The 10,532-nt window shown below is 40.3% G+C and carries 12 protein-coding genes and 1 rRNA gene; 7 read left to right on the top strand and 6 right to left on the bottom strand.

Going from position 1 to position 10,532, the window contains the following annotated elements; all coding sequences use genetic code 11:
• The first annotated feature begins 183 nt into the window (after positions 1-183).
• Positions 184-308, top strand: a 5S ribosomal RNA gene (gene rrf, locus AC25Y6_RS19440).
• Between the two features lie 481 nt (positions 309-789).
• Here the strand turns inward: rrf and AC25Y6_RS19435 are convergent.
• Both AC25Y6_RS19435 and AC25Y6_RS19430 read right to left on the bottom strand, forming a co-directional pair.
• Complete coding sequence (locus tag AC25Y6_RS19435; RefSeq protein ID WP_488144180.1) at positions 790-915, bottom strand: hypothetical protein; 126 nt, start codon at positions 913-915, stop codon at positions 790-792.
• Positions 912-1,400 (bottom strand): hypothetical protein, encoded by a 489-nt coding sequence (locus AC25Y6_RS19430; RefSeq protein ID WP_488144179.1) that lies wholly within the window; start codon positions 1,398-1,400, stop codon positions 912-914. Before AC25Y6_RS19430 ends, AC25Y6_RS19435 begins: the two co-directional genes overlap by 4 nt.
• A gap of 228 nt (positions 1,401-1,628) precedes the next feature.
• On the opposite strand from AC25Y6_RS19430, the gene AC25Y6_RS19425 reads away from it, so the two are divergent.
• The 6 genes from AC25Y6_RS19425 to AC25Y6_RS19400 all read left to right on the top strand — a co-directional run bounded on the left by AC25Y6_RS19425 (position 1,629) and on the right by AC25Y6_RS19400 (position 7,100).
• Positions 1,629-2,456, top strand: a complete 828-nt coding sequence (locus AC25Y6_RS19425) for a YihY/virulence factor BrkB family protein (RefSeq protein ID WP_482105897.1) — start codon at positions 1,629-1,631, stop codon at positions 2,454-2,456.
• On the top strand, positions 2,456-3,130 hold the full coding sequence (locus AC25Y6_RS19420) for a response regulator transcription factor (RefSeq protein WP_482105963.1): 675 nt from the start codon (positions 2,456-2,458) through the stop codon (positions 3,128-3,130). The genes AC25Y6_RS19425 and AC25Y6_RS19420 overlap by 1 nt, the downstream gene beginning before the upstream one ends.
• Positions 3,127-3,768: a hypothetical protein gene (locus tag AC25Y6_RS19415; RefSeq protein ID WP_488144178.1), complete on the top strand. Its 642-nt coding sequence runs from the start codon at positions 3,127-3,129 to the stop codon at positions 3,766-3,768. The genes AC25Y6_RS19420 and AC25Y6_RS19415 overlap by 4 nt, the downstream gene beginning before the upstream one ends.
• 39 nt (positions 3,769-3,807) lie before the next feature.
• On the top strand, positions 3,808-4,506 hold the full coding sequence (locus AC25Y6_RS19410) for a sensor histidine kinase (RefSeq protein WP_488144177.1): 699 nt from the start codon (positions 3,808-3,810) through the stop codon (positions 4,504-4,506).
• A 75-nt stretch (positions 4,507-4,581) separates the two neighbouring features.
• The gene (locus tag AC25Y6_RS19405) at positions 4,582-4,980 is read left to right on the top strand and encodes a hypothetical protein (protein ID WP_482105899.1); all 399 of its coding nucleotides are present in this window, start codon (positions 4,582-4,584) and stop codon (positions 4,978-4,980) included.
• Positions 4,980-7,100, top strand: a complete 2,121-nt coding sequence (locus tag AC25Y6_RS19400; protein WP_488144176.1) for an MMPL family transporter — start codon at positions 4,980-4,982, stop codon at positions 7,098-7,100. Before AC25Y6_RS19405 ends, AC25Y6_RS19400 begins: the two co-directional genes overlap by 1 nt.
• A 47-nt stretch (positions 7,101-7,147) precedes the next feature.
• Here AC25Y6_RS19400 and AC25Y6_RS19395 read toward each other — a convergent pair whose 3' ends face one another.
• The 4 genes from AC25Y6_RS19395 to AC25Y6_RS19380 are packed head-to-tail and all read right to left on the bottom strand — an operon-like array spanning position 7,148 to position 10,440.
• Entirely contained in the window at positions 7,148-7,492 is a 345-nt protein-coding gene (locus AC25Y6_RS19395; protein ID WP_482105901.1) for a MaoC/PaaZ C-terminal domain-containing protein, read from the bottom strand.
• Positions 7,489-7,884: an FAS1-like dehydratase domain-containing protein gene (locus AC25Y6_RS19390; RefSeq protein ID WP_482105902.1), complete on the bottom strand. Its 396-nt coding sequence runs from the start codon at positions 7,882-7,884 to the stop codon at positions 7,489-7,491. Before AC25Y6_RS19390 ends, AC25Y6_RS19395 begins: the two co-directional genes overlap by 4 nt.
• Positions 7,881-8,978 carry an acetyl-CoA C-acyltransferase gene (locus AC25Y6_RS19385; protein WP_488144181.1) on the bottom strand — a complete coding sequence of 366 codons (1,098 nt, stop codon included), beginning with the start codon at positions 8,976-8,978 and terminating at the stop codon, positions 7,881-7,883. The genes AC25Y6_RS19390 and AC25Y6_RS19385 overlap by 4 nt, the downstream gene beginning before the upstream one ends.
• A complete protein-coding gene (locus AC25Y6_RS19380; RefSeq protein ID WP_488144175.1) occupies positions 8,974-10,440 on the bottom strand; it encodes an AMP-binding protein in 1,467 nt (488 codons plus the stop codon). The genes AC25Y6_RS19385 and AC25Y6_RS19380 overlap by 5 nt, the downstream gene beginning before the upstream one ends.
• Positions 10,441-10,532 lie beyond the last annotated feature (92 nt).

Below are 10,532 nucleotides of genomic sequence, written 5' to 3'. Positions count from 1 at the left end.
AGAGTAGGACGTCGCCGGTCTCAAAGTAAAGTCATTGCCTTCGGGCAGTGGCTTTTTTTTGTTTTATTAGATTTTAACCGAAGGTTATATTTATTTGATCCAGTGGAATGCGAGAAAGGCGAGGGACGGTAGAGTTCGAGGAAGCGAAGGCAGGAGGATCGGAGCGTATGAAATACATGAGAACCGGACGACTGAAGCTGACAAAGAAATCTGCCGTTCATCGACTTTCGGAGCCCGAACACGGAAGTTAAGCTCGCGCGCCGATGGTAGATGGGGGTTTCCCCCTGTGAGAGTAGGACGTCGCCGGTCTCAAAGTAAAGTCATTGCCTTTTAGGTAGTGGCTTTTTTTGTTGTTTATATTAAATTATAATCGAAGGTTGGATTGCTCGCGCGCCAATGATTAGTTGGGGGGTTCACTTTGTGAGGGAAGGACATGTTTACTCTCTCCATGTAAAGTCGTCCTACTTATATAATTATATTTACTTCAAACAAAAAGAGTGACCCCCTAAGGATCACTCTTTTTGTGCTGTCATAGCTGCTCGGAGGAGAAGAAAGGAAGTTTTAAATCCCATTACACCTGTTACCCGAGATTTTATAGATTGTTAATCGCTCATTATTGAACTTTGTAATTTAAGAAAGTTGAAAGTTTACCTTTTAGGTTTAAACGTTTAGCCTTGAGCTTTTTTTCAATTATTTAAGTTGATTGTAGTGCAGGGGTTTGACCCAGACCCTGCAAACGGGAAAACTTTCTTCTTTTTCGCTATAACAGCAAATCGAAATGGTTATGTACTAGTTAACAGTTATTAATGTACGCGCATTGATTTCGCTGAGTGCTACATCGACATCATCTTCGAAAGTATCAATATCAATTGCCATTTTCGTAGTTAGTTCTTTTACATTGATTGGATCAATCAATTTAGTTTCCTCAGATTCCCAAAACAGCCTTCAACAGCGGTTAAGTCTGTTTTACCATCTTTAGAGATCATGTTATTTAGTTGCGTGTCTAGTCTATCTTGGGCAAGTTCATTATTTTCTTCTACGCGTACTTGAGATTGACCATAGTCATTATTCATTTTAAAAAGAAGTGATTTCTCTATTTCGATAAAATTCTTACGTTCAATTGCATCAGCAACCGTCATTTTTACTCCAGAAACTTCTACAATTGTTTTTGCATTGGATTCAACAATCGCTTTTTTTATTTGTTTTCTACGAGAAATCAAATCTTTAATGGATTGTAAGCTCTCTTTTGCTTCATTTTCGAACTCGTTGATTGTTTTGAAGCCGCGAATCGTTTCTTTTGGTTTTTTTGATGCCGCAAAAGTAGTTTCACTAATTTTTTTTAGTATACGTGCATCCAAGGTTTTAAGTTCACGTAAAGCTTTAGTAATAGAGATATCCATCTGCAAATCACTCCTAGTTTTTACCTTACTATAAGTAATAGTCTACCGTAGTTAATGAAGCAGTTCAAGTAATCCTTTAATAGCCCAGTTGACCTTAGACTGGCTTAATGGATTAGTCGACCCCATTAAATCAAATTCTGCTATTGGAATTTATATTCATAATTAATTTTTGTGGTAATCCATTGGCTTTGTTTAGAATAGGGTATATTGGAATAGGGAGGTAAGCGTATGAAGATTATTGAAAATGTAATCGGTCGTTTTTTCAAGGAACGCTTTTTTGATCAAGCAGCGCAGACGGCATATTATCTTCTATTGTCGATGTTTCCATTTTTCCTTTTCGTTTTATCCCTGCTTAGCTTATTTCCAGTTAATGAAGAAATGCTACTAACCTTTCTGAGACCTTTCGCCCCTGTTGAGGCATTCACTGTAATAGAAGACAATGTCCGAGCAGTTCTAAATAAAGGCCATGGGAAAATACTGTATGTGAGCCTGATAGCAGCATTTTGGGTTACTTCCATGGCTGTACAGTCGTTAGCTCGTTCACTTGATCTTGCGAATGGCCATGTGCGCCGTTATGCATTTTGGAAAGTCCTTATCCGTGATTTGGGCGTCACACTCCTTTTTATGCTCGTTATCCCACTATCATTGTTTCTTCCAATTATTGAGAAAGCTTTATTCAAAGTAGTGACATACTACGATACAATTGAAGAATGGCAAGGTTGGCTTTATATTTGGCCAAATGTTAAATGGGGGCTGGGTACGCTCTTTTTACTTCTGTTTTTCCTTTTATTTTACAAAATTGTACCAACGAGCAAAGTTACATTTAAAGAAGCGCTGCCGGGTGCGATTTTTTTTGCTATTGGTTGGCAGTTATTTTCTCTAGTTTTTGGAAGCTACGTCTCGAATGTTGACTATACTCGTTTATATGGCCAATTGTCGGGTATTATCTTACTTGTTATCTGGTTTTATTTGACGGCCGTTATCATATTGTTATCAGGTTTATTAAACGCGGAATGGTATAAGTTATACGGTAGAAAGAAAGGGAATGTTTCATGATGAAAATACTTGTGGTAGATGATGATCCTAATATATTGGAACTCGTGTCTATTCAATTGTCTCAAGCGGGTTATACGGTTCTGAAGGCGTCTGATGGATTTAAGGCGCTAACGATACTAGAAGAGGAATTAGCCGACTTGGCAGTGGTGGATGTAATGATGCCAGGTATGGATGGGTATACGCTGACAAAAAGAATTAGAGCAGAGCTGGATATTCCGGTACTATTGTTGACAGCAAAAGGGGAATTAGAAGATAAAGAAAAGGGTTTTCTAGCGGGTTCTGATGACTATGTTGTAAAACCATTTGAACCAAAGGAATTGTTATTTAGAATAAATGCAATCTTACGTAGATACGACAAGGCGGTTGATGTGTTTATCCAGGCAGGCCCGATGAAAATAAATCGGCAGAGCTATGAAGTTTCCGTCGAAAAAAAGGTACTCCTTCTTCCTTTAAAAGAGTTTGAATTACTTTCAGTTTTAGCATCACGACCGAATCATGTGTTCACAAGAGAAACTTTGATTGAACGGATATGGGGTTATGATTATGAAGGTGATGAACAAACATTGAACGTGCATATTAAGCGGATTCGAGACAAGCTGGCGAAACTCACTGGGGAAGTGACCATCTCTACTCTGCGGGGTATTGGATATAAGCTTGAAGTGTCCTCGCTATGAGATCGTTATACGGGAAGTTTATTGCGACAACAGTGGTGATAATGATAGTGAGTACGCTCATCGCATTTCTCGCCATCAATACATATTACCATCAGCATTTGAAAGGGCAGAACGACGAGAAGAATATGAACATTGTAAAAAGCATTGTATCATTCATTGAGTCAAATAAGGATATCGATCTTGAAGATTATTTGGAAACACAATCAGCAGTCGGATATAAGCTCTATGTGGTCAATGAAAATCTAAAGTCTACTATGTATGGGGACGGATTTCGAGAAGAAAAACTTTCAAACGAAGTCATAGATAAGGTAATGAATGGTGAAGAATACCATGGGATGAGAGATCTCCCGAGCGAAACGTTTGTAACAGGCTATTTCTCGAATAAGTTGGCAAACACAGTCGGAGTTCCGTTTAAGTATAACAACGAAACGTTTGCACTATTCCTACGCCCCGATATTAAAATGCTATTCACAGAAGTCCATTATATTTTAGGTGGAATGGTTTTAGTCATGGCTGTTTTCAGTTTGCTATCAATGTTATTTGTGGCTAAAAAGCTGATTGATCCAATTACGGAGCTGACTGCGGCAACAAAAAAAGTTGGCGATGAACAGTTTACAGGGACGCTCGATATTAACTGAAAAGATGAAATTGGGCAACTAGCAAAAAGTTTTCAGCTAATGACAGAGAAATTGAGTGAAAATGATCGAATACGTAAAGAGTTCATAAGCGATGTGTCGCATGATTTCCAGTCACCCTTGCTTAATATCAAAGGTTATGCGGAGCTTCTTTTGGACAATATGCTAACGGAAGAGGCGCGAAAAAGTTATGCATCTGTCATCCAATCAGAAACGGAACGATTGTCTTCATTAACGAAACAGCTGTTGCTACTAACTTCGCTTGATCAGTTAGCATCCCCACTTGAGATGAAAACCTTTGAATTGGATGTGCAGTTGAAGGAGACGATCGGCAATTATAGATGGTTGTTAGAGGAAAAGGATATGACATTGTCGATGGATATTGCAGAGGTCCATTTTACTGGTGATCCTGCCTTCCTTGAAAAAGTATGGGAGAACCTTTTATCTAATGCGTTGAAGTATACGGAAATTGGCGGAGCGATTGAAATAGTGCTAGCAGAGGAGACGGACCACGTTATAATCCTTATTCGGGATAACGGGATTGGTATTGAGGAAAAAGCACTGGCGCGCATCTTCGACCGTTTTTATCGGGCAGATCATTCAAGAACCCAGGAAACAGGAGGAACAGGACTTGGATTGTCCATTGTCCAGCAAGTCGTGAAATTGCATGGCGGGACGATTGAAGTAGTTAGTGGTAAAGGGAGTGGCACAACTTTTACTATGAATTTTCCGAAGTTGTAATGTCCTGTTCATCTTCCGTTCATAAAGGAAGTCTAAGATAAATGTATAACATCAACAACATAGGGGGAATTTTGCATGCAAGAAAAATGGAGTTTACGGCTTATTCGTGTTTCTGCAATTTTCGGATTGATAGGAACAATATTAGGCTCACATATGGCGGGTTCTGGATCAGCTGCCTTCCGTCCAATCCACGCGCATATTTTATTGGTTGGCTGGTTGTCACTATTTGCTTGGGGCGTCTTTTACAAGATTTATAAAGTTCGAGCTAAAAAACTCGTCTCCGTTCACGGTTGGACTGGTATTATTGGTGCAATTGGTCTGACGACTGGGATGTGGTTGCAATTTATGCAACCATTTGGCATTAATTCAACATTTTCGCTTATTTTCTATATAATCGGTGGAACAGTCTTGCTAACGAGTTTTGCTTTGTTTGTCGTCATTACATTCATGACTGAAAAAGAAGGCAAACGATAATGGCAAATGAAAAACGAACCCGAAAAAGAATATGGGTATGGTCAGCTACTATTTGGATTTTACTTGCAATTGTTCTTTCTGCTTTTGCGCCCGGCGGCAATGAATTTGTCACCGCCAATAAAGACAGTGGTTTGCCAGCCGATGCAGAGTCAATCATAGCGGAAAGGAATCTTGAAAAGTATTTTCCAGCAGATGGTGGATTACCCTTGTTTGCTGTCTTTCATACTGAAGACGGTTTAACAGACGAGGATCTTTTCGGATTTTCAGAAACACTTGAGTCACTTCAAGTCGATCCGACGTTAGGTGAAGTGACAGTAGTCCCGTTGACGAAACTTTCTCCGGACGTTCGGGCAACATTTCTTTCTGAAGATGGAAAAACATTTTTCGTACCTCTCACGTTATTAGGGGAGCTAGAAAGTAAGGAACTAAATAATTTAGTTAAATCAATTAAAAAAGATGTAGAACCTAAAATAGATGAGGGTATTGAAGTATCATGGACGGGACCTGCTGGAATCGCTTCTGATGCAGTTGAATTATTTAGTAAAGCGGATGTCATTTTATTATTATCTACTGTTGGAATAATTCTCGTTTTACTGTTGGTCATTTATCGCTCCCCATTGTTGACACTAATCCCGCTTGCTGGGGCAGCGATTGTGTATGTCGTTGTTGACAAGATAATCGGACTGACGACACAGGCAGAATGGTTTTTAGTAGATAGCCAAGCTCTGTCGATTATGACAATATTATTATTCGCAGTTATTACAGACTACTCTTTGCTAATCTTTTCACGCTATCGTGAAGAGCTAAAAAGATATGAGTCGGTTAATGATGCAATGACTGAAACGATGCGTCATGTAAAAGAACCAATTTTCTTTAGTGGGAGCACAATCATATTGGGAGTAGCAACATTATTCTTCGCCCTTTATGAACCGTACCGTAATTTTGCGCCTGCTTTTGCCATTGCAGCTATAGCAATGCTTATTGCAGGACTTACGCTGTTGCCAGCACTATTTGCATTGATTGGCAGAAGAGCTTTTTGGCCGGTCATTCCAAAATATGGAGAAGTGCAAGAAGACAAAGCATCCATTTGGGGCAAAGTTGCAATTAAAGTTACGAAACGCCCTGCTATGTTTATGGTTCCAATTCTATTGCTGTTACTAATCGGAGCGTGGAATGTGACCAATATGAAAGAATCTTATGATCTAATTGAATCCTTCCCGGAGGATTTGTCTTCTCGCATAGGGTATGAGCGACTCGGCGAATCATTTACTGAAGGAAGTTTAGCACCTAGTACTCTGCTTTTCGTTTCGAAAGAACAAATGGGTATGGAAGAAATGCTTGTTGCAATTGAGAAGCTTGAAAAACTACCAGGCGTTGAGAGTATTACTGCTCAAGGAAATCCTTCTACGGAAGATGGAAAAAGTGCTAAATTCTCCATCACATTTAAAGGCAATCCGTATGATAAAGAAGCACTGGATGCTGTGAAAGAAGTCCGCGCAAACAGTGAAATGATTTTAAGAGATGCTGAACTTACTGAAACGAAACTGTTTGTCGCTGGAGAGAGTGCGAAAAATGCAGATATTCGAGATGTTAATAAGCGAGATACGATTGTTATTATGTCGATTATGACGGTACTTATTTCGATCATGCTTGGACTCCAAACACGTTCGATTATCGCACCGGTTTATATGATGGGCACAATTCTGTTGTCCTATGCGGCTACACTTGGTCTATCCCTCTTCCTATTCGACGTCTTTTTAGGACTGGAAGCAATCAGTTACCGAATTCCGTTATACACGTTTGTCTTCCTAATTGCACTCGGCGTCGACTATTCAATCATGCTTATTGCAAGAGTACGTGAAGAGATGAAGTCAATGCCGTTTGAAGATGCGGTTAGAAGGGGAGTCGATAAAACAGGAGGCGTCATCAGTTCTGCGGGACTTGTCCTGGCAGCAACATTCCTGGTGCTTGCGACAATGCCAATTTACGAACTTAAACTCTTTGGGTTTATCATGGCACTTGGTATTATTATCGATACGTTCGTTGTACGACCACTTCTGATTCCAGCGATACTGATATTGTTAGGGAAATGGAGCTTCTGGCCGAGGAAAATGAATTAAATTAGTCGAAAAAGTCACTTCCTAAATAAAATAGGAAGTGACTTTTTTCATGTTATTATAATCGATCCTTTAATAACAATTTGCTCTTCGCATATTCCTTCAATTTGAAGTCTATCTGCATCGTGTACGACCTGTAAAACTACGATGTCTTCTGCATGAATAGGCGAATAAAAATCAATTATATACTTCGATGGGAAGTCATTAGGCGTTAATAAATTGCTTGAAACCGCACTCCAAACTTTCCCCATTACCAGCATGCCGTGGGCGATTCTTCCTGAAAATCCATGATTCTTTGCCTGACCATCATCCAGGTGGATTGGATTATAATCACCGGAAATCTCAGCATAGTTTTCAATGTCTTGCTGCGTCAAAAGTAACTTTATTTCAATCATACCAATTCACCTGAAACAAGTTGAGAGATCCCGCTGAAACACAAACTCCCTTCATAATTGTATAGAAATAGTGTCTGTTTACTGAATGTATGTCCCTTTCTGACTTTCACATCCGATAATGAAATAAAACCGGTGTATACTTCATCGATGTACATTTTAATATGATTTATGCATTGTTGTTTACGAAGAATAACAGGCGCTTGTAACGTCCATGGTATTTCGAATGATTTATAGAGAGTCATTGGCATTACAGGCGGGATAGGGATTGTCCGAAATCCCAATTGCCGTGCACTCTCCTCGCAATCATATACAGGATTTAAGTCACCGAGCATTTGAACATATTTCTGTACTTGTTCTCTCTGGAAAATGAACGACTGTTTTTCTGTTTTCACCCAATCACCTCAAATAACACTGCGAGTCCCACACCGCCAGCACTTCCAATGGAAGCAATCACATATTTCATCCCTTTTCTTCGTTGAACCTCATAAAATAGCCGGGTAACCAGAATTGCACCTGAAGCCCCGTAAGGATGTCCTGTTGTCAAAGCACCGCCGGATACATTTAGTTTTTCGTAGGGAATCGACAATTCCTGCGCGCATGCAACAATTTTTGAAGCGAAGGCTTCGTTTATTTCAAACAAGTCGATATCCTCAATCGACAGACCGTTTCGATTCAATAACTTGTGGATTGCTGGAACTGGAGAAATACCGGGATAATCAGGATGGATTCCACTCACTTCACTATCGACGAATCTCAGAACGGGTTTCATATGTAGTTCCTTGGCAAGTCCTTCTTCCATGACAACTACCGCCGCAGCCCCATCGTTAATACCACAGCTGTTTGCGGCAGTTACTGTACCGGCGTCTTTTATGAAAATGGGTTTAGCGCGTGTTAACAACTTTTCCATATCGCGTTCTTTATAAAAGCTTTCGTCTATAGTCATTTCTCCGAATTCAATAATTTCAGGTTGATACAAACCTTCACGATAGGCATTCCAGCTACGCTGATAACTGAGGAGTGCATTATCATCTTGCATTTTTTTAGTGATTTTGTATTTTTGTGCGACATTTTCTGCAGCTATGCCCATATCAGGGTCGCCTAAATGGTCAGGGGAAAATCGTGCTCTTTTTGGAAACGGGGAAGTACTGGTACTTTCCACACCCCCTGCGATATAACAATTTCCTGCTTTTCCTTGAATGAAATGGCACGCGGTCCGAATGGCTTCAAGACCCGCGCTACACTGCCTATCAATTGTCATTCCAGTTACCGATAAAGGAAGCCCTGATTCCAACGCAGACAAACGGGCGATATTTCCCCCGGGCCCTATAACATTTCCAAAAATAATTTCATCTATTTCATGTGTTATCCCCGTTGACAATTCTCGGAGAAGTGGCGCTGCAAGAATATGAGGTTGGATATCCCGGAACATTCCGTCTTTTTTCCCTATAGGTGTCCGTTTCGCTTGTACGATTACCGCCCTGTTAATTTCTGACCACCTCGGTTTCGACTAATTGTTGAACTTGCATGCGGGCAATCTTACCGCTAGTTGTATAGGGTATCTCTTCGACAAAAAACCATTTACGTGGAAGTTTGTAAGAAGATAGATTATTCATACAGAGCTTTTTTAAGTCTTTCTTAGATGCATGCCCTTTTATGACGGCAACTGGTACTTGTCCCCAATACGAATCGTTCATGCCAATGACAACTGCTTCTTCGACATCGGGATGCCTCAGCAAGACCGTTTCGATTTCTTCAGGGAAAACATTTATACCGCCGTATAAAATCATGTTTTTCTCACGCCCGACGATATATAAGTAACCGTCTTCATCTAAATAACCCATATCATCGACAGTTACCCAATTGTTTTCGTCTTTGATAGATTGAATGGCATGTGATTGTGGATGAATATAGCCATCAAAGATCATTGGGCTCCTGACAAAAATTGTACCTATTTCCCGATCGGATGCTTCATCCAGATGGGCGTTTCTGATTTGAATTTCAACGTTATGAAAAGGTTTACCCACAGAACCAAGTTTGTCCTCATCGCTGTCATTACATAAAAAAGATACAAAACTTAGTTCACTCGCCCCATAAAACTCAAACATCCTAACATGAAGGAACTGCTCCTGGATTTTTCGTTTTGAATCTACTTCCCATTTTGCCCCAGACGATATGATCTGTATAGGCTTATCGATAATATAGTCTTCCAAGAGCATCGCTTCTACCATTGTTGGTACGACATACAGTATTGTTATTGGGTAGTTTTTGATGAAGTCCAGTGCAAGTAGGGGCGAAAACTTTTCTAATAGATAAATTGTTCCGCCTAGGTACAAAACGCTGATGGCTCCGTAAAGAAAATGGGAATGGATGAGCGCACCTGGAATGAGAACATGATCAGTTTTGTCTATGTGGAAATCATGCCGGCTACATTCGAAACTAGCAATCCATGAATCATGGGAACGAATAAAGGCTTTAGGGACACCGGTTGTTCCTGAGGTGAAACCCATGTAAAAGGGTATTTCCCCTGTGAAATCTTCGATCCAAGAAGAATCACACTGTAGGATTTGGTCTAAAGCATCTTCCCAAATAATGATGGTAAACTCCGTGCTCCTAATGCGTTTAGCCAATTCGGCGGTTGTTACAACAACTGAAGGGGACGAGATTACTAAACGCTGTTCAAGCTCTGTTGGTTTCCATTTAGCGTCAAAAGTTGCGGCAATACGCCCAGCCATCGCAGCGCCTGTGAACAGTTGAAGAAAAGAAATACTGTTCGGCATGAAGATACCGATGACACCGCGGGTAGCAGTTATCGAATGTATCCAATTTGCTGTTTTGCAAACGACTGTATTCCAGTCACGGTATGTAATGGATTCGGTAGAAGTTTGAATGGCTATTTTATCAGGATTGACTAAGACTTGTTGTTGATAGGAACTTGTAATCGTAGGCACATAAATTCTCCTTTTTGTAAGAAAAGTGCAAAGCGCCGTTTAGCCCCGACAGGCATAAGTGAAAAGGATGGCAGTCTAAGATCGCGACGTCC

It is taken from the genome of Sporosarcina sp. Y1004, from assembly GCF_057669665.1.
Note: the sequence above shows the minus strand (reverse complement) of the source record. Positions and strands in the feature narration are given on the sequence as shown.

Bases quoted from the DNA above. Each gene is read 5' to 3' on its own strand.
- AC25Y6_RS19410 (WP_488144177.1), top strand. From the start codon at position 3,808: ATGACAGAGAAATTGAGTGAAAATGATCGAATACGTAAAGAGTTCATA.
- AC25Y6_RS19415 (WP_488144178.1), top strand. From the start codon at position 3,127: ATGAGATCGTTATACGGGAAGTTTATTGCGACAACAGTGGTGATAATG.
- AC25Y6_RS19395 (WP_482105901.1), bottom strand. From the start codon at position 7,492: ATGATTGAAATAAAGTTACTTTTGACGCAGCAAGACATTGAAAACTAT.
- AC25Y6_RS19400 (WP_488144176.1), top strand. From the start codon at position 4,980: ATGGCAAATGAAAAACGAACCCGAAAAAGAATATGGGTATGGTCAGCT.
- AC25Y6_RS19420 (WP_482105963.1), top strand. From the start codon at position 2,456: ATGAAAATACTTGTGGTAGATGATGATCCTAATATATTGGAACTCGTG.
- AC25Y6_RS19430 (WP_488144179.1), bottom strand. From the start codon at position 1,400: ATGGATATCTCTATTACTAAAGCTTTACGTGAACTTAAAACCTTGGAT.
- AC25Y6_RS19405 (WP_482105899.1), top strand. From the start codon at position 4,582: ATGCAAGAAAAATGGAGTTTACGGCTTATTCGTGTTTCTGCAATTTTC.
- AC25Y6_RS19425 (WP_482105897.1), top strand. From the start codon at position 1,629: ATGAAGATTATTGAAAATGTAATCGGTCGTTTTTTCAAGGAACGCTTT.